Here is a 24,140-nt window from a genome sequence, read left to right on the forward strand (position 1 = left end):
CGTGGTCACGCATCATCCGCCGGACGGCCTCCCCGCTGCCTCAGTGCGGTGGCTGCCGGTCGATGCCGCCGACGACGCCCTCCGCGAGGCGATCGCGGAACTCGATCCCGACCGTCGCCTCGGCAGTGCGGAGCACCCCGTCTTCCTGACCGCCTGGCTGCCCTGCCTGAAGGGCGGCTGCCTGTCGTTCGTCGGGATGAGCCCTGCCGGCCGGCGATGGCTGGCAGGGCTCGCCGGCGACGACTTCGCCGCACGGCGCAGGGCCGACCTCGAAGCGACGCTCGCCGCCGCGCGCCCCGGCACCCCGCTGCCGGACGACCCGGTCGAGCAAGTCATCACCCTGATACGGGCGTTGACAGGAGACGAGCCGAGCCCGTCCCGGTTCGCGCTCGCCCGGCAGCCGCTGTGGTGCGGCCCCGACGGCGGCAGCGGACTCGCTCACTCCTGCGATCCCGCCACCGGCCGGCCCGGCCTGACCGGTTCCTTCCTCGCCGGTGCACCGGCGGCCCGGCTGCTGACCGAGGGCGGGACGGATCTCGCCGGACTCCTCGGCACCCGGCCCTGGGGCCCGCATCTGCGGGCGGCGGTCGATGCCGCCGAGGCCGCACTCGAGTGGCCGGTGAGAGTGGAGTTCGTCGTCGAACGGGGCAGCCTCACCGTCGTCAGGACCACCCGCGCCGTCCTGCACGGCGCCGCCCTCCTGCGCGTCGTCGCCGACCGCCGCGCAAGCGGCCGGCTGACCCCCGCCCAGGCGGTACGGCTGGTCGAGCCCCTGGACGTCGAACAGGCGGCTGCCGCCGGCGTCCTCGCCCTCGGACTGCCCGTGGCCGCGCGCGGCCAGGGAGTGTCCCCCGGCCTCGCCTGCGGCCACGTCGTCTTCAGCGCGGCCGAGGCCGTCACCGCGCAGGCCGACGGGGAACGGCCGGTCCTGGTCCTCACCGAGTCCAGACCGCAGGACCTTCCCGGCCTGCTGGCCGCCACGGCCGTCGTCACCGAGCGGGGCGGACAGACGTCCCACGCCGCGGTCGTGGCGCGCGGGCTCGGACTGCCGGCCGTCGCCGCCCTCGCCGACGGCGTCCTCGACGCCGACGCCCGGGTGCTGCGCACCGCCCGCGGGGACACCGTCCGGGCCGGCGACCTGATCACCGTGGACGGACACACCGGACTGGTCCACCTCGGCGGCCACCAGGGGCCCTCCGCCCGGCGGCGCGCCCCGGCGGCGCTTCCCGGCTGGCTGGACGACGCGCTGTCCGCACTGCCCGCACCGTCCACCTTGCCGTCCCTCGCCGTGCGGGTGAACGCCGACACCGGAGCCGACGCCGCCGCCGGGCGGGCGCTGGGCGCGAGCGGGGTGGGACTGTGCCGCCTGGAGCACATGTTCCTCGGCGAACACCACCAGGTGCTCCAGCGGGTGCTGACGGCGCGGCCCGGCCCCGACCTGACGGAGGGCCTCGCCACGGTCCACGCCTTCCTGCGGGCGGAGATCACGGCGGTCCTCGCGGCGATGGACGGGCTGCCCGTCACCGTCCGCCTGCTCGACCCGCCCCGCCACGAATTCCTCCCCGACCTCACCGAGGCCGCCCTCACCGCGGCCGCCACCGGCGCGCCCGCCGACGGGGACCGGCTCGACCTCACCCGTCGGCTGCACGAACACAACCCCATGCTCGGCGTGCGCGGCGTACGGACCGGCATCCTGCTGCCGGCGCTGACCGCCGTACAGGTCAAGGCGCTGGCGGAGGCGACGCAGGCGCTGCGCCGCTCGGGCCACGACCCCCGGCCCGAACTCCTCGTCCCCATGGTGAGCACGCCCAGGGAGCTGGACTTCGTCCGCGGCGTCCTCGACGACGTCTCGGCCCGCCTTGGCACCACGCGGGCCGAGACGGGCATCTCGCTGGGGGCCATGGTCGAAACGCCCCGGGCCGCGCTGCTGGCCCGGTCCCTCGCCCGCCGGGCGGACTTCCTGTCCCTGGGCACCAACGACCTCACCGCGCTCGTGTGGGGTCTGTCCCGCGACGACGCCGAACACCACCTGCTGCCCGCGTACCAGGACCTGGGCCTGCTCGACACGTCGCCCTTCGCCCGGCTCGACGTCGAGGCCGTCGGACTCCTCGCCCGCCGGGTCGCCGACGACGCCCGGGCGGTGCGCCCCGGCATCACGCTCGGCGTCTGCGGCGAACAGGCGGCCGACGAGGCGGCCGTGCGGTTCTTCGCCGAGGCGGGATACGACCACGTCTCGTGCGCGCCGCCGCGGGTCCCCCTGGCCCGGCTCGCCGCGGCCCGTGCCGCCCTTCCCCCTGAGGCGGCGGACAACCGGCCCACGGAGGCGGGACGTTGAGCGAACCGGCGATCCTCGTGGAGCGGCTCGGCCGCACCTTCACCGACCGCGGACGCGACATAGTGGCCCTGCGCGACGTCAGCTTCCAGGTCGGGGCGGGCGAGATCGTGGGCCTGCTGGGCAGCAACGGGGCGGGCAAGACCACGCTCACCAAGATCCTCGCCACCCTGCTGCTGCCCACCACCGGCACCGCCCGGCTCTTCGGCCACGACGTCACCCGCGACCTGCGTGCGGTACGCCGCATGACCGGCGTCGTCCTGGGCGGCGACCGCGGTTTCTACGCCAAGCTGGGCGCCCGGGACAACCTGCGGTTCTTCGCCGTGCTCGCCGGTGTGGGCCGACGCGGCCTGGACGCCAAGCTGGACGCCGCCCTGGAGCAGGTCGGCCTGGCCGGCGCGGCCGACCGCGCGGTCGAGACGTACTCCAAGGGGATGCGCCAGCGCCTGCACATCGCCATCGGCATGATCGCCGAACCGCGCGTGCTGCTGCTCGACGAACCGACCGTGGGCCTGGACCCGGTCGAAGCCGAACGTCTGCGCGGCACCGTCGCCGCACTGCGCGACACCGGTGTCTCCGTCCTGCTCACGAGCCATCACCTGCTCGACATCGAACGGCTCGCGAGCCGGGTGATCATCCTCGCCGACGGCACCCTGGCCGCGGACCTGCCGGTCGACGAGTTCGCCCGACAGGCCGGCTACACCGCCACGGTCGTCGTGCGCGGCACCGGCGCCCCGCCCGACGCCGTGGCCCTCGCGTCCTCCGACATCGCCGTCGGCGGCGTCGACACCGCCGAGGGGGCCTGGACCCTGCGACTCCACGTGCGGGACTGGAACGTCGGCTCCTTCGGCCTGCTGGAGAAGGCACTGGCGCACGTCAGCGTCCTGGACGTGCGCATCGAGCCGGTGCGGCTGGAGGACGTCTACTCGCACGTCGCCGCGCGCCTGGCCGCCGGCAGCCGGGTCGGCGGAGCACGATGAGCGGTGCCCTGTGGATGTTCGCGACCGCGTTCGGCATGGAACAGCGCGCCATGCGGCGCAACCCCCTGCTGCTGGTCAACTCCGGCATGCTCCCGGCCGTGTTCCTCGTCATCGCCGTGGAGACCGGCCGCCCCGGACCCGGAGACGCGACCGAACTCGTCGTGGCGGTGATGCTGACCGCGCTGTGGGGCTCCACGGTCTGGATGAGCGGCGGAGTCCTGCGCCGCGAGCGCAGCTTCGGCACGCTCGCCCGCTGCGTCTCGGGAGTCTGGTCGCCCTACCTGGTCCTGCTGGGCAAGAGCCTCGGCGCGACCGTCACCAGCGTCGCCGCGATCCTCGTCAGCACCGGCGTCACCGCCGCGGCCCTGGGCCTGCCGCTGAGCATGGCGCACCCGGCATGGATCGCCGTGTCCCTCCTGGTCCTGGTGTGCTCCGGCACGGCCCTCGGCGTGCTGGTGTCCTGCCTCTTCCTGGTGACCCGCAACGGGCTGGTGTGGTCCCACGCGCTGATGTACCCGGTCTTCGCCGTGGGCGGGCTGCTCATCCCCACCGACGCCCTGCCCGGGTGGCTGCGCTGGGCGCCCGAACTGCTCAGCCTGCACTGGATCAAGGACTGCCTGGTCGACGGGGCCACCGGCGGCATCACGGTCCTCCCGCTGGCCGCCGCCGTGCTGCTGACGCTCGGCTACGCCGCCGTCGCGGGCCTCGCCTACCACCGGTCCGTCCGGAGGTCCCGGAAGGAGGGGACGCTTGACCTCGCCTGACACCGCCACGCCCCGCGCCCTGCCGCTCTGGCGGGCGGCCGAGGCGGCCCGCATGGGCTGGCTCGAGTACCGCGCGGTCCAGACGCCGGCCGGTCTGCTCGGTGCCACCCTGCCGCGCGGGGTCCTCCAGATCCTGTTCTTCACCACGCTCGCCGGCGTCCTCGCGGGCCCCGGACACCGCGAGTACGCCTTCGCCGGGTCGCTCGTCCTGGCACTGAGCGGCACCAACGTCAACGGCGTGGTCGCCGTGCCCGTCCTGGACAAGCAGTACGCCACCTTCGCGCGGGTGCGCACCGGCGCCCTGTCGCCCACCGTCACCCAGATCGCCCGGGCGCTGCCCTACCCCGTCATGGGCTCGCTCCTCCTCGTCGTCCAGGGCGCGATCGCGGCGCCGCTGCTCGGCATGACGGACTTCGCGCTGCGCCTGCTCCCCTGGGCCTGGGTGTACGCGCTGATGGCGCTGACCCTCAGCGTGCTGGGCCTTGCCGGAGCCACCATGACGGTCGGCAGACGGGCCGACGTGGTGGCCCCGAACGTCCTGGTCTACCTGGTCATGCTGTGCAGCGGCGCGATCGTCCCGCCCGGGAGGGTGGGATGGGTGGACGCCGTCGGCCAGGTCCTGCCCGCCCGGCACGGCCTGGACGCCGTACGCGCGGGGACGGCAGGCCGGCCCTGGCTCGGGGACCTGGGCCTGGAGGTCGCCGCCGGTGCCGGGTTCACCGTCCTGGCGGCCGTGTCGATCCTCGTCCAGGCCCGGCGCGCGAGCCGGCACGGCCACGACGACTTCGAGTGACCACTGTGCCCACACCCGAGGGGGAACCGATGAGCGTCATCCGCCTGCCCCTGGCCGTGCGGACCGAGGCGGACCACGCGGTGTCCGCCGGACCGCCGGGCAGAGCGCTGCGCGTCGCCCTGGTGAACATGCCCTGGGCGCGCATCCACGCGCCCTCCATCCAGTGCGGACTGCTGCAGTCGATCACCCGCCGGGCCGGTCACGCCTGCGACAGCCACTACCTCAACGTCGAGTTCGCCTCCGTCTTCGGCAGCGAGGCGTACGACGCGGTGGCCAACATCGCCTCGGAGCGGCTCCACCTGATGGGGGAGTGGCTCTTCTCCTACGCCGCGTTCGGCGAGGTGACCCCCGACGACGACTACTTCGCGGCCTACCCCGAGGTGAAGTCCCTCTGGGAGGAACTCACCGGCGAGGGCCTCGACGGCCTGGTGGAACTGCGCCGGGAGAAGCTGCCGGAGTGGATCACCGCATGCGCGGCCCGGGCGGAGTGGGGGGAGTACGACGTCGTCGGGTTCACCTCCACCTTCCTGCAGAACACGGCGTCGCTCGCCCTGGGAAGGAAGATCAAGGAGTTCCACCCGGGTGTGCGGCTGGTCTACGGGGGCGCCAACTTCGACGGCGAGATGGGAGCGGAGTACGCGCGGAAGCTGCCCTGGCTCGACCACGTGGTGACGGGTGAGGGCGACGTCGCCTTCCCCGCGCTGCTGAAGAACATCGCCGACGGCACCGGCACCCCCGTCCCCGGCGTCCTGGACCACGCCGCCACGGACGCGCCGCCGACCGGTGACGCACAACGCCCGCAGTCCCTCGACGACCTCCCCACCCCCGACTACCGGGACTACTTCGCCTGGCTGGACCGCTTCGACCGCACCCGGCTGCTGGGCCGCACACCCGTACGGCTCCCGGTCGAGTTCTCCCGGGGATGCTGGTGGGGCCAGAAGCACCACTGCACCTTCTGCGGCCTCAACGCGCTCGGCATGGCCTACCGCTCCAAGTCCGGCGAGCGGGCCTTCGCCGAACTCGGCGCGCTGCTGCGCGACTACCCGGCGGTGCACGTCGACACCGTCGACAACATCCTCGACATGGGGTACTTCTCGACCCTGTGCGCACGGCTGGCCGAGGAGCACTGGGACGTCAACCTGTTCTTCGAGGTGAAGGCCAATCTCACCCGCGACCAGCTCGCCACCCTGAAGGACGCCGGGATCCTGCGCATCCAGCCCGGCATCGAAAGCCTCAGCACCCACGTCCTGAAACTCATGCGCAAGGGCGCGAGCAAGCTGATCAACATCCGGCTGCTGAAATGGGCCGCTTACTACGGAATCGACGTGGCGTGGAACATCCTGGCGGGATTCCCCGGGGAGACCGAGGAGGACTACGCCGAGCAACTGCGCCTGCTCCCCCTGCTGCACCACCTCCAGCCGCCCGGCGGCTGCGGACGGATCTGGCTGGAGCGCTTCAGCCCCTACTTCACCGACCCGTCCTTCCCCATCGGCAACGTCCGGCCCCGGGCCAGCTACAGCCACGTCTACCCACCCTCGCTGGACCGGGAGAAGATCGCGTACTTCTTCGACTACGAGGCGTCCGGCACCGTGTCCCACGAGAAGGTCGCCGCGCTCAACGAAGCCGTCGCGCACTGGCGGACCCGCTTCGGCGAGGCCCGGCCGAGCCTCGTCTACCAACGGCTGCCCGGGAAACTGACGCTCGTCGACCGCAGGACCGACCGGCCCTCACGGGCCGTCCTCACGGGCTGGACGGCACCGGCCTACGAGATCTGCGGTGACGCCCCCCGCACCCCGGCGGCGGTCTCCCGGCGGCTGGCGGAACGGGACCTGTCCGTCCCCGAGGACGAGGTCGAAGCCTTCCTCGAACGCTGCTGCCGCGCGGGCGTGATGGTCTCGGACGACGGAAAGTACCTCGGGCTCGCACTGCCGGAGAACCCCGGCTGGTAGCCGCCCCGCGCCAAGGAGCGCCGAGGAGCGCCAAGGAGCGCCACAAAGTGCCACGAAGTGCCGAGTAGTGCCGAGTAGTGCCGAGGAATGTCGAGGAGTGTCGAGGAGGGAGAGCACATGACCGCCGTGCCGTCGGCCGGGGACCGGGTGCGCCTGGGCAGGCGCATCGCCTCGCGCCTCGCCGCGTCGACGGACGCCGACGCCGCGTTCGTCGCCGGCAGTTCGCTGGTCGGCCTGGGCAGCGCCACCAGCGACATCGACGTCTACCTGGTCGGCTCGTCGGTGGACGAGGTGCGCAGGCAGATGTTCGCCGACACCGTCCGTGTCGACGTACAGCAACTCCGCCTCGGCACCCTCCAGTCGCTGGTCGACCGGGTCCTCGCCCCGGGGCTGCGCTCGGACCACCCCGGGCCGCCGCTGTCGGACCGGGAGGTCGCGCTGGCCGTCCGGCTGCGCACCGGCGACGTCGTGACCGACTCCGGCGCCCTGGCCGCACTGCGCGAACGGCTGGACGAGCACCCCAGGCGGCTGGCCCGGCTGGTCATGAACAACGGGATGCTCGCCGCGTTCTTCGCGGCCGAGGACTGCCTCGGACTGCGCCGGTCGGACGACCCGAACGACCTGGACGCGGCCGCGCTGGCCGGACGGCGTGCCCTGCTGTGTGCCGGGAAGGCGCTGGCGGCGGCCTGCGGCGATCTCTACTTCGGCGAGAAGTGGGTGTGGCGGCAGCTCGCCCGCAGCGGCCCCGCGGACTTCCCCTTCGCCCACTTCCAGCAACTGCTGCGCGAGAACCCGTTGGCCGACGACCCGCACAGGGGCCTGGCCGCGCTCACGGCATTCGCCCAGACCTGCCTCATCGCCACCGCCACTTTCGGCTGGCAGGGCGTCGACCTCTCCCACTGGCCCCTCTGGCGGCAGGGAAGCGGACCGCTGCGCAGATCCCCGCAGTACTTCCCGCGCGTTTACGACGACATGGTGACGCTGGTCGAGCCCGCCGGCCGGCACTTCCGGCTGCCGCACGACGCGGCGCTGGTGTGGGGACTGAGCCACGGGCTCGACCCGGAGGCCGTCGTCGAGTACGCGGGCGCCCTGTCGACGAGGGCGCCCGGGTACGCCGCACTCACCGCGAAGAGGTGCCGGCGGCTCGTCACCGAGCTGCGGAAAGCGGGTCTGCTCACCGAGCAGTGCGGACAGCGGGAGGCGAGGTGAGGTTCCGGCACCGGCGCAGCGACACGCTCGACCTCGCCCTCGCGCTCCAGCGCGAGCTGATCGGGCGCACGGGCTCCTGGGAACCCACCTTCCTGCCCAGACCGGTCGTCCCGGAGGCAGACCTGTACCGCGACGGTCTGCGGTCCTGGGCGGGGGCCCTCGGCTCCGGGATCCCCGCGTTCCTGGCCGCCGCCCGGCGGCCGGAGGACCTCGCCGCCCTCGTCGACGACGACCGCCTCCGGCCCGGAACGGAACTCGTCACCACCGCGCTGACCGCTGCCGCCCCCACCCTCGCCGAGGCCCTCCCCGCGTTCGAGGAGCTCCGCAAGCAGGCCGTCGCGGCGGTCGACGACTTCCTCGGGGACGGGCGTTGCCTGGCTCCCCTCCGCGCGGCCCTGGGCACCGCCGAGTCCGGGCGGACGCTGGACCTCCACCTGGTGCCGCTCGCCCCGGCCCCGCCCGCCACCGGCTTCCTGACCGACGCGGGCACGGTCACGGGCCTGTACGCCGACTGCCGCCGCTTCCGCGGATCGACGCTCGCGGACGCCGTACTGACCATGCTGGGCTGGGCGCAGCTGAAGTCCGGCGCGCTTCCGGACGGCCATCTGTCCACCGAACTGGTGCGGCGACTGCCGGGCAGCGCTCCGTACCAGCGCCGGCTGCGCATCGTCCTCACGAAGATCCTCGTGGAGCTGACGGCCGGTCACCTGGTCCGCGCGCGGGATCCCGCCCACCGTCCCTGCGCCGACGTGCTCGGCACCAAGTGGCGTTACACGCGGCTGTACTCCGTGGCCGAACGGCACTGGCCCCGCCACCTGGACGGCGACATCGGCCGCGACGAGGCACTGACCATGATCGCCGCGGAGCTCCGCGCCCACAGCCCGCGCTGGTTCGTCGACTCCGTCGACCCGTCCTCGCTCGCCGCGGACTTCTACCTGCTGGAGTGGCTGTCCGCGGCGGGGGACCGCAGGGCCGGAGTACGGCTGTCCTCATGGCTGCCCCACCTGTGCGCCGAGCTGGCGGGGCACCTGGACAACGTGATCGGCAACGAACTCGGCCACTACGAGCGGGCCAGGACCCGGCACCACCCGCGGGAACTGGCCGACTTCATCACGGAGATCAACCAGGGCGACAGCCGCGTCACCTGGCAGCGGGTGCGCCGCGAGCGGGGACACGGCCCGGCACTGCGGCTCGCCACCGACGCCTTCGCCGGTCCGGGCGTCGAGTTCGGCGGCGAGGCGTGGGCCCCGGTGGCCGCCATGATGCGGCGCTACGTCCAGTACGAGCTGCCCGACCGGGTCTTCGTCGACCAGTGCTTCACCCTCGAGCACAACAACGGCTCGCTCTTCGACAAGTACCACGACACGACGACCATGCGCGCGGTGCTCGACGCGCAGGCGGCGACCGACCTCGACACGCTGCTGGCCCACGCCTCGGCGGAGGTCCGCGAGCTGTGGCGGGCCCACCGCCTGGAGTCGCTGGAGGGCCACCCGGTGTGGCTCGGTTCGTCGCCCCCGTCGCCCCCGTCGCCCTCGTCGTCGTCCCCGTCGCCCTCGCCCTCGCCCTCGCCCTCGTCCCCGTCGTCCTCGTCGTCCCTGTCGCTCCCGTCGGCCCCGGCCAACGGCGCCCCGGGCACGGTCGGATGCGGGGACCGCAGCGACCCGACCGCGTTCGACCCCCAGGGCGACCCGTTGCGCGACGCCCCGGTCCGGGTCCGCCGGACACCCGCCCGCCGTCCCTTCTCCGCCTCCTTGCGGACCTACCGGACCCTGGCCGCGGTCCTCCACACCGGGTGCGGCGACATCCGCCTCGCCCTGCGTCCCGACGAAACCCCCTACACCGCGGACAACTTCGTGGGCCTGGCGACCGGGAGCCGCGCCTGGACCGACCCCCTGACCGGAACCACCGGCCGCGGCGGCTTCTACGACGGCACGGTCTTCCACCGCCGAGTGCCCGGGTTCGTCGTCCAGGGCGGCGACCGGCTGGGGACCGGGCACGGCAGCGCCGGATACCGGATACCGGACGAGATCCGCCCCGACCGGGGATTCGAGCAGCCCTTCCAGCTCGCCATGGCGAACCTCGGCCGGGACAGCACCGGTTCGCAGTTCTTCATCACGCTCGCGCCGACGCCCCGGCTCAACGGGCAGTACACGATCTTCGGGCAGGTGGCGGACGAGCGGTCCCAGGACGTGGTCCGCTCCATCGCCGCGGCACCGACGGCGGTCCGGCTGGACCGGGTGACGATCGCGGCCGACTAGCGTCTCGACGCCGCCGGGCATTGTGGCCGGGCGGTGGGACGGCTATGGTCACTCTTATCTGAGATGACTACCTCATTTAAGAGGTGCGTCATGAGAAGGGAGTGTCATCGTGTTCATTGCTGCGGCGACGGACGGCGTGTCCGTCGCTCCGAGCTGGGACCGCGCCGCCGCGGCCGGGACGCGCCGTCTGGGGGAGGTGCCGGCCGCCCACGTCGGCGACGCGCTGGAGCGGATGACGGTCATGGACGGCGGCATCCGGCTGCTCACCGAACGCGCCGCCCTCCTGGGCAACGCCCTCACGGTGGACGTGCGCTCGGGCGACAACCTCGCCGTCCACCGGGCACTCGACGAGGCCCGGCCCGGCGACGTCCTGGTCGTCAACGGCCACGGGGACACGACCCGCGCGCTGGTCGGCGACCTCATCGGCGAGATCATGGTGAACACCGGGGTCACCGGCGCCGTGGTCGACGGCGCGGTCCGCGACGTACGGGCCCTGTCCGAGATGGGCCTGACCGTGTACGCGCGGGCGATCACCCCCGCCGGACCCTTCAAGGACGGGCCCGGTGCCGTCGGCGCTCCGGTGGCGGTCGGCGGCATGGTCGTGGAGGCCGGCGACGTGCTCGTCGGTGACGCCGACGGCGTCGTCGTCGTTCCCCGGCGGCGGGTGGCGGAGGTCGTGGAAGCGGTCGACGGGGTCGCCGAGAAGGAGGACGCGCTCCGCGGGCGCATCCTCGCCGCGCGCCCCGACCGCGCGGTGGTGGCCCGATGATCGCCACCCCGCCCGCCTCCCGGATCGCGGAACTGCGCCGCCGTTCGCGCCGCCCGGCCCTCGCCCCGGCCCCGCCGGGGGCCGTCTCCCTGGCCATGGGGGAGCCGGACTTCCCGACGCCGCCGACGGTGGTTCAGGCGGCGGTGTCCGCCCTGCGCGAGGGGCACACCCACTACGCCGACCAGCGTGGCCTGCGGGAGCTGCGTGCCGCGCTCGCGGCGAGGCTGCCGGAGCGTCCCGGCGGGGCGTGGGACGCGGACGACGTCCTGGTCACCCACGGCGCCACCGCCGCGCTGGCGGCGGTCGTGCTCGCGACGATCGGCCCCGGCGACCGAGTGGTCGTCCCGGAGCCCGCCTACTCGCTCTACGCCGACCTGGTCGTCCTCGCCGGCGGCACCGTGGACTTCGTCCCGCTCGCCCCGGACCTGCACTGGGACCTCGACGCGCTGGCCGCCGCGCTCCCCGGCGCCAAGATGATGATCTTCTCCAACCCGTCGAACCCGACCGGCATCGTGCACCGCGGGGAGGAACTCGAGGTCCTCGGCAAGCTCCTCGACGGCACCGACGTCCTGGTCGTCAGCGACGAGGCGTACCACCGGCTGACCTACCCGGGCCACGAACCGACCTCGGCGCTGGAGATCGAGTCGCTGCGCGAGCGGACGGTGTACGTGCAGACGTTCTCCAAGACGTACGCGATGACCGGCTGGCGGGTGGGATACCTGACCGGGCCGCGTGAGGTGCTGGACGCGGCGGCCCAGGTGCACCGGACCTGGAACGGCTCGTTGAACACGGCGGTCCAGCACGCGGCCCTGGCCGCCCTGGACCTGCCGGACGGCGTCGTCGGGGCCATGGCCGACCGGTACCGGCAGCGTCGCGACCTGGTCGTCGGGCGGCTGTCCGGCGTGCCCGGACTGCACCTGGTGCCGCCGGAGGGCGCGTTCTACGGGTTCCTGCGCTACGACGCGGACCTGCCCTCGGAGGTGGTCGCGCGCGAACTCGCCGCGTGCCAGGTGCTCGTCCGGGCCGGTGCCGAGTACGGGCCCTCGGGCGAGGGGCACCTCCGGATCTCCTTCGCGGCCTCCGAGGACGACCTGTGGGTCGGGCTGGAGCGGATCGTCCGCTACTTCGCCCAGGCGCGCTCCTGAGGGCCGCGCACGACACCTCGGCCGGGGCCGGCACACCGAGGCGATACCCTTTGCCTGCACTTCTGTGAGGCGGAGGAGGCCCGTGACCGACCAGCAGGCCGCCCCGCGCGGGCGGCGCAAGCCGCGCAGCGACACCCGGCGCAACCACCGCCGCCTCCTCCAGGCCGTCGGTGAGCTGGCCCGGGAGGCGCCCGACCGGCTCACCATGCAGGCGGTCGCGTCCCGCGCGGAGATCGGTCCGGCCACCGCGTACCGCTACTACTCCTCGGTGGACGACGTGCTGGCGGCCTATGTGCTCAGCGTCGTCGAGGAGCTCCGCGACTTCAGCCTCGCCTCGGCCGCGCAGGGGCGGCCGCTGTTCGACGCCCTCGTGGACAAGTGGGTGGACCTGCTGGCCGAGCACGGCCCGGCGCTGGTGCAACTGCGGTCCCGCCGGGGCTACCTGGAGCGGCTGCACGACGGCAACGAGATCATCGTCGCGCTGCGGGACGCCTGGAGCGAGCCCGTGCGCGGACTGCTCGACGACATCGGCCTGCCGGACGGGATGCTCGAACACGCCCTGTTCCTCAGCAACATGATCTTCGACCCCCGGGAGATCCAGGACCTGCTGCGGGAGACGGGTCTGTCCCGCCGTGAGGTCATCGCCCGGCTGACCGAGGCGTACTGCGGCGCGCTGCGCGGGTGGGTGCGGGCGGGCTGACCGCCCCTCCCCCTACTCCGGTATCACTCCAGATTGGCTCCCGGGTATGACGCCCGGCCCGTAGCCGTCCACCCACGCTGCACCTCGTCGCCAGGCACCAAACGCACCCGCGTCGGAGCCTTCCTTCAGGCGGCCCATGAAGTGATAGAAGAATCTCGAATAAGAAAATTATCTCTCTAGTGGAGGTCAGTGATGACCAAGCAGCAGCAAGAGACCGTACGAGCGGGTGAACTCGACGTCGGGTTCCTCGACAGCGGCGACGGTGTGCCGCTCCTGCTCGTCCACGGCGGGGAGAGCGACCGCACCCAGTTCGCCACGCTCCGCGCGGGACTGGGTGCGGGGATCAGGGCGATCTCGTACGACCAGCGCGACTCGGGGATCACCGTGAACCCGCCGGATCCCTACACGCCCGAGGTCCTCGCCGACGACCTCGTCGCGCTGCTCGACGCGCTGGGGCTCGCGCGGGCGCACCTGCTGGGCACCTCCTTCGGCGGCGCCGTCGCCCAGCACGCCGCACGCCGGCACCCCGAACGGGTGGCGTCGCTCGTCCTGGTCGCCACCACGCCGAGCTACGCGATGGGCAGCGCGGCGATCGACGAACTCCTGGAGATGTCCCACGAGGACCGGCAGAAGGCGGCCGCGGACTTCTTCTTCACGCCCGAGGGCCAGAGCGGGCAGCGTGCCCGGCCGGCCGGGACCCTCACCCGCCGCACCCCCGAGCAGAGCGTCCGCCGCCACGACGCCGCCCGCCGGCACGAGATACGGGACGGCCTCGGGGACATCACCGCACCCACCCTGATCGTGCACGGCACGCAGGACCGGCTGGCGCCCTACGAAGGCGCCCTCCTGATGGAACGACGCATCCCGGACGCCGAGCTGCGCCCGATCGAGGGCGGACGCCACGGGATCGCGGTGGAGTTCGCGGACACGGTCGCCCACTGGGTGCGCGAGTTCCTCGGGGTCGAGGGACGTGACTGACGCCGCCCGCGACGTCGCGGACCGGATGGCCGAGGCCGCCCGGGCGTGGCTGCACTCCCTGGACGCCGACCAGCGCGAGGCCGCGACCGGACCGGCACCGGCCCCGGGCGAGGCCGAGGGTGAACGCACCCGCTGGTACTACACGCCCACGGACCACGGCGGCCTGACCTTCCACCAGCAGCGCCCCGCCCAGCACCGCCTGGCCATGCGACTGGTCGCCGGCGGGCTGTCCGAAGCCGGATACGTCACCGTCGCCACCGTGCTCGGTCTGGAGAACGTGCTCGACCACGTCGAGGGCTTCTCGGTGAACTGGGGGAGGGAGCGGACCCGCGACCCCGGCATGTACTACCTGCGCGTCTTCGGCGAGCCCGGCGGGCCGCGGCCGTGGGGCTGGCGGTTCGGCGGCCACCACGTCTCGCTCAACAACCTCGTCGTGGGCGGGCGCGTCGTCGCCACCACCCCCTGCTTTCTGGGCGCCGACCCCGCCGCCTCGCCCCTCCTGGGCGGCTCGACGCTGCGCCCGCTGGGGACGGCCGAGGACACGGCGCGCGAACTGGTCCGTTCCCTGCGCCCCGAGGCCGCCGCCCGCGCGATCCTGCTGCCCCGCGCCCCGAACGACGTCGTGGCGGGCAACAGCGCCCGCGTCGGCGACCGCGTGATCAGGCGCGGCGAACTCTGGCGCCCCGGCACCCACACCCCGGACCGCGCCGAGCAGCCGTCCACCGGACTCGACGGTGACGAACGGCGGGCGCTGGCCCTCACCCCGGCGCCCAAGGGCGTGCCGGGCGCGGAACTCGACCAGGCGCAACGGGAGTTGCTGCGCGTCCTGCTCGGCGCCTACCTCGACCGCGTCCCGGACGGGGTCTCCCCCCTGCCCCGCTACGACGACCCCGCCGCACTGGACGCCGTACACCTCGCCTGGGCCGGCCCGACCGCGCCGGGCGAGCCGCACTACTACCGGCTTCAGGGCCCCCGGCTGCTCATCGAGTGGACCAACGTCCACCGCGGCGCCAACCACGCGCACGCCGTGTGGCGGGACCCGGAGACCGACTTCGGCGGCGACGTCCTGGCCGCCCATCACGCCGCCCACCACCCGAACGGATCGTGACTGACATGGCCGGTCGACCACCGTCACCGCCCGACGCCCCTGCGCACACCACCCGCCCCACCCTCCGCGGCTCCTTCGGCATGTGCGCGTCGACGCACTGGCTGGCGACCGCGACCGCCCAGTCCGTACTGGAGCGGGGCGGCAACGCCTTCGACGCCGCCGTGGCCGGTGCCTTCGTGCTGCACGTCGCCGAACCCCACCTCAACGGCCCGGGCGGTGACCTCGTCGCCGTGCTCGCGACCGCCGCGGACCCGTCGCCGCAGGTACTGGCGGGCCAGGGGCACGCCCCGCGCGGCGCCACCATCGAGCACTTCCGGGCCGAAGGGCTCGACCACGTCCCGGGCGCGGGAGCGCTCGCCGCCGCCGTCCCGGGCGCCGTCGACTCCTGGCTCTGGCTGCTCGCCGAGTTCGGCACCTGGGAACTCGCCGACGTCCTCGATTACGCCATCGACTACGCGGAACACGGAGTGCCGGTCGTACCGCAGTTGGCGCGCGTCCTGGCCACGGTCGAGGAGCTCTTCCGCACGCACTGGCCGACGTCGTACGCGCTGTGGATGCCCGAGGGCCGCGTCCCCGCGCCGTACGCCACTCTCGTCAATCCCGTCTACGCCCGCACCCTGCGCCGGCTGGGCACGGCGGGCACGGCGGCCTGGGGCGGGACGCGGACCGCCCGGATCGACGCCGCGCGGCGCGCCTGGCGCACCGGGTTCGTCGCGCAGGCCGTCGCCGGGTTCGCGGCCGTGCCCCACCGGCACTCCTCGGGCGGCGACCACGCCGGAGTCCTCACCGCCGCCGACTTCACCGACTTCCAGCCGTCCCTGGAGCCCGCGGTCACCGCGCGCTTCCGGGGGACCACGGTGGCCAAGGCGGGCCTGTGGTCCCAGGGGCCCGTGCTGCTCCAGGCCCTCACCATGCTGGACCACTTCGACGACGCGCGGCTCGATCCGTCGACCGCCGAGGGCATCCACACCCTCACCGAGGCCCTGAAGCTGGCCATGGCCGACCGGGAGGCGTACTACGGGCACCGCGATCCGGCGGAGGCGGAGGCCGTGCTGCGCCGGCTGCTGTCCCCCCGGTACGGCAAGGAGCGCGCGAGTCTGATCCGCCCGCTCGCCTCCACCGCCTTCCGGCCCGGCCACATCGGCGTCACCCCGTACATGCCGCCGCTCGTCACCCGGGGGCCCGACCGGCAGGCCGACGGCGTGGGCGAACCCACCGTGCAGCAGACCGGGGAGACCCGCGGCGACACCTGCCACATCGACGTCGTCGACCGCTGGGGGAACATCGTCTCCGCCACACCGTCGGGAGGGTGGCTCCAGTCCTCGCCCGCGGTGCCGGACCTGGGCTTCGCGCTGGGTACCAGGCTCCAGATGACCTGGCTGGACCCGGCCGCCCCCTCCCGCCTGACACCGGGCCGACGGCCGCGTACGACCCTGACGCCGACCCTGCTGCTGCGCGACGGCAACCCGGTGGCCGCCCTCGGCACACCCGGCGGCGACCAGCAGGACCAGTGGCAACTCATCTACCTGGTACGCACGCTGGCGCTGGGCATGGACCCGCAGGCGGCGATCGACGCACCCGCCTTCCACACCACCGCCGTACCGAGTTCGTTCTGGCCGCGGACCTGGACGCCCGGGGGACTGGTGATCGAGGAGCGCGCGGGCGGGGCGGTCGTCGAGGAACTGCGCGCACGCGGCCACGACGTGACCGTCTCCGGGCCGTGGAGCCAGGGCCGCCTGTCCGTCGTCACACGCGATCCGGACAGCGGCGTCCTCCGGGCGGCCGCGAACCCGCGCGGCGCCCAGGGCTACGCGGCCGGACGATGAACGTGAGTCTGCGGGTGACGCAGCCCGCTCTGATGCTCGCCCTCACCTTCGCGACCGGCGTCGTCGACGCCGTCGGCTACCTGCGCCTCGACCAGGTGTTCGCGGGCAACATGACGGGCAACGTGGTCATCCTCGGCATGGCGGCCACGGGCGGCGGTACGGGGCTGCCGGTGCTCGGGCCGGTCGTGGCGCTCGCGTCCTTCCTCGCCGGCGCGGCGACGGCCGGGCGGGTGCTGCGCACCGCCGCCCCGGGCTGGAGCGGCCGGTGCACGGTGCTGCTGGGCGGCGTCGGACTGGTCCTGACCGCGACGGCCCTCGGTCCGGCCGTCGTCGGCGCGGACACCTCCGGCGCCCGGGCGGGCATGGCGTCGTCACTCGCCCTGGCCATGGGGGCGCAGGCGGCGATCGCCCGCCACCTGGCCGTCAAGGACGTCACCACGGTGGTCGTGACCTCCACGCTGACCGGCCTCGCGGCCGACTCCCGACTGGGTGCGGCCCGCGGCCGGGGCGCCCTGCGCCGGACCGCCGCCGTCACGCTCATCGTCGCCGGAGCGGCGGCCGGCGCGCTGCTGTGCCAGGTGCACGAGGGCCTCGCGGTGGCGGTGGCGGCCTGCGTCGCGCTGGCCGTGACGGCTCTCGGCAGCCGGGCGGCCCCGGCCACGACCGGATCTGCCTCGACCGCTCCCGCACCGGCTCCGTCGACCGCTCCCGCACCGGCTTCCTCGACCGCTCCATCGACGGCCCTCCTGCGGCCATGACGGAAAGGACGCGCATGACCACAACCCTGGCTCCCCCGGTCCCCATCGGGAAGGCCGCTGTCGGCGCCCTCGGCATACTGGCACTGTCCACCGGCGCCCTGGAATCGGTGGTGTCACCGACGATCCCGCTCCTGGAACGCGAACTGGACATGAGCCAGTCCGAGGGAGCACTGCTCAGCATCGTCCTCCTCATCACCGGCGCGCTCATCACCCCGCTGGCGGGCAAGTTCGGCGACCGCTACGGCGGGAAAAAGGTCCTGATCCGCCTGATGGCGGTGGTCTCGCTCGGCGGCACGGTGTCCGCCCTGGCGCCGAACCTGCCCGTGCTGCTGGTCGGACAGGTGTTGCAGGGCGCCATGATCGGCGCACTGCCCCTGTCGTTCATCGTGGTCCGCAAACACCTCCCCGCCGGCGAGTCCAAGGTGGCCATCGGCGTGGTCAGCGGACTCTTCGTCGGCGGGTCGATGGTCGGCATGCTGTCGGCCGGCCCGGTGGCGGAACAGCTCTCCCGGCACTGGATGTTCGCGCTGCCGACGATCGCGGTCGTCGGGTCCACCCTGCTGGTGAACAGGCTGATGCCGGCCGATCCACCGGGCCGGTCGGACGACGCCGGGATCGACTGGCCCGGCCTGCTGCTCCTGAGCGGGATGCTGGTCACCCTCATGCTCGTCCTCGCGCTGGCGCCCGAAGCCGGCTCGGCGCCACTCGTGCTCGTCGCCCTCGTCGTACTGCTGGCCGTCTTCGTCACCGGATGGGTGCGGGTCGAACGGCGAGCGGCCGCACCGATGATCGACCTGAACATGCTGGCACGGCCCGCGATATGGAAGGCGTGCGTGCTGACCTTCGTGATCTGCCTCGGCACCACGATGGCGGTCTATCTCGTCCCGCAACTGCTCGACGAGCGCGGCGACGGCTACGGATTCCGGGCCAGCGCCACCGAGATCGGCTTCTACCTGCTGCCCGGCGCCATCGCCGCGACGCTGGCCGGGCCGCTCGGCGGGCTCGGGGACCGGCGCTTCGGCTCGCGCGCCGTCGTCAACACCGGCGTCGTCATGATGGCCGTCGGCCTGCTCGCCGTGGCGGCCGTGCACACCGAGATCTGGCACCTCGTCGTCGGCAAGGTGCTGATCGCGCTGGCCAACGGCCTGTGCGTCACGGCGATGATGACCAGCACCGCCACCGCCGTCGACCCGGACGACACCGGCATCGCCACCAGCCTGATCCTGGTGAGCCGCGTGCTCGGCTCCGCGGTCGGCGGCCAGCTCGGCGGCGCTCTCCTCACCGCCGGAACCCCCTCCGGGTCGGAGATCGCGGCCGAATCGTCCTACGTCACCGGATTCGTCATCGCCGGCATCGTCGTGCTGTCGGCCCTGTTCGTCACCCGCACCATGAGCAAAGGAGTCAAAGCATGACCCGCACCGCACCGAGGCGCAGCGTCCTGATCTCCGGGGCCAGCATCGCCGGACCCGCCCTGGCCTTCTGGCTCAACCGCCACGGCTACGAGGTCACCGTGGTGGAGAAGGCCGGGACCCTCCGCAGCGGCGGCTACCCCATCGACGTACGCGGCACCGCACTCGACGTCGTGGAGAAGATGGGAATCCTGCCGCGACTGCGCGACGCGCACATCGACCTGCGCCGGATCACCTTCCTCGACGGGGACGGCGACGAGGTGACCTCGCTCCACCCGCACGCCGTCACCGGCGGAGTGACCGGACGGGACCTGGAGATACGGCGAGGGGACCTGACCGACGCGCTGTACATGGCCGTCCGGGACGACGTGGAGTTCCTCTTCAACGACTCCGTCGACACGCTCGACCAGTCCGCCCACGGAGTCGACGTCACCTTCCACGGCGGCGGCAGCCGCACCTTCGACATGGTCTTCGGCGCGGACGGCATGCACTCGCGCACCCGCGAGACGCTGTTCGGCCCCGAGGAGCAGTTCCACCGCCATCTCGGCTACTGCTTCGCCGTGTTCACCATGCCCAACACCCTCGGCCTCTCCCACGAGACGGTCATGTGGAACACCCCGGGCAGGGCAGCGGCCGTCTACGCCGTGGGCGACGACGAGGAAGTCCACGCCTTCCTCAACTTCGCCCAGCCCGAGCCGCCCTACGACGCCTTCGGCGACCCGAAGGCCCAACGGGCCCTGCTCGCCGACGTCTTCGCCGACGCCGGGTGGGAGGTCCCGGGCATCCTGGGTGCCCTCCACGACGCGGACGACGTGTTCTTCGACGCGGTCGGCCAGATCCGGATGCCGCGCTGGACCGAGGGCAGGGTCGCGCTGCTGGGCGACGCCGCGTACGCGCCCTCGTTCCTCACCGGCCAGGGCACCAGCCTCGCCCTCGTCGGCGCCTACATGCTCGCCGGGTCACTCGCCGGCCGGGACCACGCCGAGGGCTTCGCCGCGTACGAGCACGCCACCCGTGACTTCGTGACCCTGAACCAGGACCTGGTCGGCGAGGGCGGCGCCACCCTCTTCCCGACCACCGCCCAGGCGCTGGAGCAGCGCAACGCCCGACTGCGCGCCCTCAGCGCCCTGCCCGCCCCGCAGCCCCGGCCGGCCCACTCGGCCCTGGTCCTGCCGTCCTTCGGCGGCCTCCCCGACGAACCCGGCCCGCGGTGAGGCGCCCGAAAACCGCTGGAAGACCGTCGCCGTGTGTCACTACCGTGCTGCCGGACCGAGTCGCCCAGGCAAGGACGTGCCGTTGTACACCGTGTGAGACCCCCCGAGTGCTGATCCGTCGCGCGCCGCTCATGTGCCACGCGCTCCTTTCTGCTGCGGTCTTCTCACTGAAACCGGTGTACCCCTGTGCTCGACAACTGGGTCGTCGTACCCACCTGCCTGCCCCTCGTCCTCCGCCGTTGCCACACGTGTGCGTCCAGACACTTCCGGGCAAGCGGCAAGTTCCGCGTCAACGCGCACCACAAGCTCCTCGACGCCTGGCTCCTCGTGCACTGCACCGCTTGCGGGGACACGGCGAAGCTCACGGTCCTGGAGCGGATGAACGTGCGCTCCGTACCGCCCGGGCTGCTGGACCGCCTGCATGCGAACGACCCCGGCCTGGCGGCCGAACTGCTGCAGGATCCGGTCGTGCGGCGCCGCAACCGCGTCGCCCTCGACTGGGACGACGCCTGGCGCCTCGACACCGGCGGAACAGTTCACCCGGATTGCGAGGTGATCGATGTCTCGGTTCGCTTCGCGGCGCGGATCCCTGTCCGGCCGGTGCGGCTGATCGCTGAAGGGTGCGGTCTTTCGCGGGCCGAGGCCGGGAGACTGATCACGGAGGGCAGACTCGTTTCGGCAGTCCGGCTGAGCGACAGGCTGTCCGACGACTTCACCTTCACGCTCAAACGCTGAGCCCTCCTCGGGACCGGGGCCGGTCACGACCGTGTCCGCGGCGCCGGCCGGCTTCCGCGGGGCGTCACCCCGGACGGCCGGTCGGCGCCGCCGCGCAGGAAGAGCGCGGCGACGGCGACGCCGAGGAGGACCAGGGCCGCGTTGACGGCGACGGCCGTCGTGACGCCCCGGTGGACGGCGGAGGCGGTGGCCGCCCCGGCGGTGCCGGCGGTGACGACGGCGGACATGACCGGAGTGCCCATGGTGATGCCGACCTGCTGGGACATCGAGGCCAGGCCGGTGGCCAGGCCCTGTTCGGCGTCCGGCAGTCCGCTGGTGGCCGTGACCATGAAACCGACGATGACCAGCATGTTGCCGACGCCGCCGAAGAAGGTGGCGGGCAGCAGCAGGGCGAGGGACGACCCGGTCGTCGTACCGAGGAGGAGCAGGGCCGCCGTGGACACCGCCTGGACGAGGCCGCCGAGGACGAGCACGGCCGGCGTGGACGTCCTGGCGAGCAATCGGGGGGCGACCAGCCCGCCGACGACGGTGCCCGCACCGAGGACGCCGAAGGAGACACCGGCCGCGAGGGCGGAGAAGCCCAGGGTCTTCTGGAGGTACAGGGTGAGCAGGTAGACCAGTGAGGTCTCGGTGGCGAAGGCGAGCAGACCCAGCACATTGCCCCAGGCCACGTTGCGCCGCCCCAGCGTCCCGAGCGGTACCAGCGGCGCCGCCACTCTGCGCTCGATCAGGACGAACACGGCGAGCAGGAGCGCGCCCCCGCCCAGCCCGGCCAGCGCGTGCGGGTGGGTCCAGCCGTACTCGCCGGCCCGGGTCATGCCGTAGACGAGACCGAGCAGACCGAGGGTGACGGTGAGCGCGCCGGGCAGGTCGAGGCCGGCCCGGGCGACGGGCCTGGACTCCTTGATGACGGCCGGGGCGACGAGTACGACCGCGAGCGCCACGGGCACGTTGACGAAGAAGGCCCAGCGCCAGGAGAGCAGATCGGTCAGGACACCGCCGAGGATCGCTCCGGTGGTGAAGCCGGCCGACATCAGGGCGCCGTTGATGCCGAGCGCCTTCTGCCGCAGGGGGCCTTCGGCGAACGAGGTCGTCAGCAGGGACAGTCCCGCCGGGGTGGCGGCGGCGGTGGCCAGGCCCTGGGCGACCCGGGCGACGAGCAATACCTCGGGGCTGGTGGTGAGGCCGCCGAGCAGGGAGGCGAGGCCCAGGAGGCCGATGCCGCCGATGAAGATCCTCTTGCGTCCGACCAGGTCGCCGATACGGCCGAGGAAGAGGGTGAAGCCCGCGGCCGACAGGGCGAACGAGGTGGCGACCCACTGAAGGTCGGACAGGGAGAAGCCGAGTCCGTCGCCGATCGCGGGCAGTGCGACGTTCAGGATCGAGAAGTCGACGGCCAGCATGAACTGAGCGACCAGCAGGACCGCGAGGACCAGCTTCGACCGGCCGGTGAGCCGCTGCGGATCGGCCCCTGCCCCGGCGGTGGCCCCTGCCCCGGCGGTGGCGGTGGTGGTGGGCATGGCGTTCCCTTCGGAATCGTTAATGGGTCTGAGGTTCCATTACGGTTCCGGAAGGTAGCACGATGCCGGGCGGTAAAGGAACTGTGGTTCCGATAAGGTGGAGGCCTGGCGTCGTGAGCGCGCCGTGAGAGAGACGAGGGAGTCGTGATGCCGGACCCAGCCGCCCCCGGGACCCTGCGCCCCGGAGGCCGCACCGCCCGTATCCGCGAGGCCGTCCTCCTGGCGGCGGGCGACGCGCTCGCCGCCGAGGGCTTCGACGCGCTCGACCTGGGGGAGATCGCCCGCCGCGCGGGCGTCGGCAAGACGACGGTCTACCGCCGCTGGGGGACCCCGGGCGGTCTCGCCGCCGACCTGCTGGCCGACATGGCGGACCAGTCGCTGCCCCGTGCCGACACGGGCGCACTGGAGGACGATCTCCGGGCGAACGCGCGCCTCGTCGTCAAGACGCTCGACGACCCCCGCCAAGGGCGGCTCTTCAAGGCGCTGATCGCGGCCTCCCTCTGCAACGAGCAGGCGGCCGAGGCCCTGCACCGCTTCTACGCCGTACGCGTCGACGAATGGGCCGGCTGTGTGCGGGACGCCGTCGCCCGGGGTGAAGTCCCGGACGGCACCGACCCGCACGGTGTCGTGGCGGCCGTCTCCGCTCCGCTCTACTACGCGCTGCTCAACACCGGCCGGCCCCTCACCGAGGCCGACGCCGACCGTGCGGCCCGCGCGGCGAGCACCGCCGCGCGCGCGGGTGTGTGGGTGACGGGCTGAACGGAACAAGGTGACGACGGCCCGGTCCGCGTCAAGTGCCCGGGCGCAAAGGTGTGTTGCCGCGACACCTCTGTCCCTCGCGGCCGGGCCGGAATCCCCGTGTTCGACTTCGCCCGGCCCCGCCGGGGCGATATCTTCTCCCCGTCCGGACATTCGAGGGGGGCGGGTGAGGAAGCTGTCTGTGCGGCCTGGTGACCGACCGCGCTGGGAGGTCAGAGTCGTCCGCCGGGCGGTGATCCGTCTGTTGCTGGCCTCGGTCACCGGCGGGATCGCCGGTCTGGTCCTCTACAGCCTCACCCGGGTGACCAGCCGCAGCCTCTTCGCCGTCACGGGAGCGCTCGCGGCCGTGGTGGCGCTGCTGGCCAGTGAGTGGTACCGGAAGGCGGCGCGCCTGACCGAGGTGAAGGTCACCATCCCGCAGCTGAGCGAGCTGACCTTCGCGGTCAACAACGACTCGCGACAGGTCGCCTGGCACATGTTCGTCGAAACGGTGACGCGGGTGTCCACCCAACCCCTCGCCGACGACGAGGGCGTCGTCCGCGAGGCCCTCACGTCGATGTACGGGCTGTTCGCGACGACGCGGGAGACGCTGAAGGTGACCCGCCCCTCTCCCGTCGTCCCCAGCGGCCAGACGGTGGAGTACCTGGCGATCACCATGCTCAACCGTGAGTTGAGGCCGTTTCTGTCGAAGTGGCACCCGCGGTTGCGCGAGTTCGAACTGGCCCATCCGGACGGCTCGGAATCCACCTGGTCGGACAACGCAGCCTGCCGGGCCGAACTCCAGCTCGTGCAGCAGCACATCCACGGCTACGCGGCCGGTTTCGCGCGCCTGGCCGGCGTCCGCGAGGCCGACGCGCTGATCGGGCAGGTACCCGGGCCACGCGACGACGCCGACGACCTGCGGCGCGACGCCGGGCGGACGGCCCGCCCGTAG

20 protein-coding genes are annotated in these 24,140 nt (G+C 73.2%); 19 read left to right on the forward strand and 1 reads right to left on the reverse strand.

Going from position 1 to position 24,140, the window contains the following annotated elements; translation table 11 throughout:
- Position 1 precedes the first annotated feature (1 nt).
- The 17 genes from ACFYZ3_RS17390 to ACFYZ3_RS17470 all read left to right on the forward strand — a co-directional run bounded on the left by ACFYZ3_RS17390 (position 2) and on the right by ACFYZ3_RS17470 (position 20,927).
- The gene (locus ACFYZ3_RS17390; protein WP_388518025.1) at positions 2-2,335 is read left to right on the forward strand and encodes a putative PEP-binding protein; all 2,334 of its coding nucleotides are present in this window, start codon (positions 2-4) and stop codon (positions 2,333-2,335) included.
- Positions 2,332-3,312, forward strand: coding sequence for an ABC transporter ATP-binding protein (locus ACFYZ3_RS17395; protein WP_388518028.1), 981 nt, complete (start codon positions 2,332-2,334; stop codon positions 3,310-3,312). The genes ACFYZ3_RS17390 and ACFYZ3_RS17395 overlap by 4 nt, the downstream gene beginning before the upstream one ends.
- Positions 3,309-4,076, forward strand: a complete 768-nt coding sequence (locus tag ACFYZ3_RS17400; RefSeq protein ID WP_388518031.1) for an ABC transporter permease — start codon at positions 3,309-3,311, stop codon at positions 4,074-4,076. Before ACFYZ3_RS17395 ends, ACFYZ3_RS17400 begins: the two co-directional genes overlap by 4 nt.
- Entirely contained in the window at positions 4,063-4,869 is an 807-nt protein-coding gene (locus ACFYZ3_RS17405) for an ABC transporter permease (protein ID WP_361006902.1), read from the forward strand. Before ACFYZ3_RS17400 ends, ACFYZ3_RS17405 begins: the two co-directional genes overlap by 14 nt.
- Before the next feature lie 29 nt (positions 4,870-4,898).
- On the forward strand, positions 4,899-6,818 hold the full coding sequence (locus ACFYZ3_RS17410) for a RiPP maturation radical SAM C-methyltransferase (RefSeq protein ID WP_388518035.1): 1,920 nt from the start codon (positions 4,899-4,901) through the stop codon (positions 6,816-6,818).
- 117 nt (positions 6,819-6,935) lie between these two features.
- Positions 6,936-8,027: a hypothetical protein gene (locus tag ACFYZ3_RS17415; protein ID WP_388518038.1), complete on the forward strand. Its 1,092-nt coding sequence runs from the start codon at positions 6,936-6,938 to the stop codon at positions 8,025-8,027.
- Positions 8,024-10,285, forward strand: a complete 2,262-nt coding sequence (locus ACFYZ3_RS17420) for a peptidylprolyl isomerase (RefSeq protein ID WP_388518041.1) — start codon at positions 8,024-8,026, stop codon at positions 10,283-10,285. The genes ACFYZ3_RS17415 and ACFYZ3_RS17420 overlap by 4 nt, the downstream gene beginning before the upstream one ends.
- A 109-nt stretch (positions 10,286-10,394) precedes the next feature.
- Positions 10,395-11,054, forward strand: a complete 660-nt coding sequence (locus tag ACFYZ3_RS17425; protein ID WP_388518044.1) for an RraA family protein — start codon at positions 10,395-10,397, stop codon at positions 11,052-11,054.
- Positions 11,051-12,199, forward strand: a complete 1,149-nt coding sequence (locus ACFYZ3_RS17430) for a pyridoxal phosphate-dependent aminotransferase (protein ID WP_388518046.1) — start codon at positions 11,051-11,053, stop codon at positions 12,197-12,199. Before ACFYZ3_RS17425 ends, ACFYZ3_RS17430 begins: the two co-directional genes overlap by 4 nt.
- 82 nt (positions 12,200-12,281) lie before the next feature.
- Positions 12,282-12,899: a TetR/AcrR family transcriptional regulator gene (locus ACFYZ3_RS17435; protein ID WP_388518049.1), complete on the forward strand. Its 618-nt coding sequence runs from the start codon at positions 12,282-12,284 to the stop codon at positions 12,897-12,899.
- A gap of 192 nt (positions 12,900-13,091) precedes the next feature.
- Entirely contained in the window at positions 13,092-13,877 is a 786-nt protein-coding gene (locus ACFYZ3_RS17440; RefSeq protein WP_388518052.1) for an alpha/beta fold hydrolase, read from the forward strand.
- A gap of 25 nt (positions 13,878-13,902) precedes the next feature.
- Complete coding sequence (locus tag ACFYZ3_RS17445) at positions 13,903-14,985, forward strand: DUF3500 domain-containing protein (RefSeq protein WP_388518742.1); 1,083 nt, start codon at positions 13,903-13,905, stop codon at positions 14,983-14,985.
- A 5-nt stretch (positions 14,986-14,990) separates the two neighbouring features.
- Positions 14,991-16,811 (forward strand): gamma-glutamyltransferase family protein, encoded by a 1,821-nt coding sequence (locus ACFYZ3_RS17450; protein ID WP_388518055.1) that lies wholly within the window; start codon positions 14,991-14,993, stop codon positions 16,809-16,811.
- A gap of 14 nt (positions 16,812-16,825) precedes the next feature.
- A complete protein-coding gene (locus ACFYZ3_RS17455; RefSeq protein ID WP_388518058.1) occupies positions 16,826-17,569 on the forward strand; it encodes a YoaK family protein in 744 nt (247 codons plus the stop codon).
- A 14-nt stretch (positions 17,570-17,583) separates the two neighbouring features.
- Positions 17,584-18,981, forward strand: coding sequence for an MFS transporter (locus tag ACFYZ3_RS17460; RefSeq protein ID WP_388518061.1), 1,398 nt, complete (start codon positions 17,584-17,586; stop codon positions 18,979-18,981).
- Positions 18,978-20,192 carry an FAD-dependent monooxygenase gene (locus tag ACFYZ3_RS17465; RefSeq protein WP_388518064.1) on the forward strand — a complete coding sequence of 405 codons (1,215 nt, stop codon included), beginning with the start codon at positions 18,978-18,980 and terminating at the stop codon, positions 20,190-20,192. Before ACFYZ3_RS17460 ends, ACFYZ3_RS17465 begins: the two co-directional genes overlap by 4 nt.
- A 186-nt stretch (positions 20,193-20,378) precedes the next feature.
- Positions 20,379-20,927 carry a DUF1062 domain-containing protein gene (locus tag ACFYZ3_RS17470; RefSeq protein ID WP_388518067.1) on the forward strand — a complete coding sequence of 183 codons (549 nt, stop codon included), beginning with the start codon at positions 20,379-20,381 and terminating at the stop codon, positions 20,925-20,927.
- A 23-nt stretch (positions 20,928-20,950) separates the two neighbouring features.
- Here the strand turns inward: ACFYZ3_RS17470 and ACFYZ3_RS17475 are convergent, their stop codons facing one another.
- A complete protein-coding gene (locus tag ACFYZ3_RS17475; RefSeq protein ID WP_388518070.1) occupies positions 20,951-22,447 on the reverse strand; it encodes an MFS transporter in 1,497 nt (498 codons plus the stop codon).
- 147 nt (positions 22,448-22,594) lie between these two features.
- On the opposite strand from ACFYZ3_RS17475, the gene ACFYZ3_RS17480 reads away from it, so the two are divergent.
- Positions 22,595-23,206, forward strand: coding sequence for a TetR/AcrR family transcriptional regulator C-terminal ligand-binding domain-containing protein (locus ACFYZ3_RS17480; RefSeq protein ID WP_388518073.1), 612 nt, complete (start codon positions 22,595-22,597; stop codon positions 23,204-23,206).
- A gap of 232 nt (positions 23,207-23,438) precedes the next feature.
- Positions 23,439-24,140, forward strand: coding sequence for a hypothetical protein (locus tag ACFYZ3_RS17485; RefSeq protein ID WP_388518076.1), 702 nt, complete (start codon positions 23,439-23,441; stop codon positions 24,138-24,140).

It is taken from the genome of Streptomyces sp. NPDC001599, from assembly GCF_042893535.1.
GTDB lineage: Bacteria > Actinomycetota > Actinomycetes > Streptomycetales > Streptomycetaceae > Streptomyces.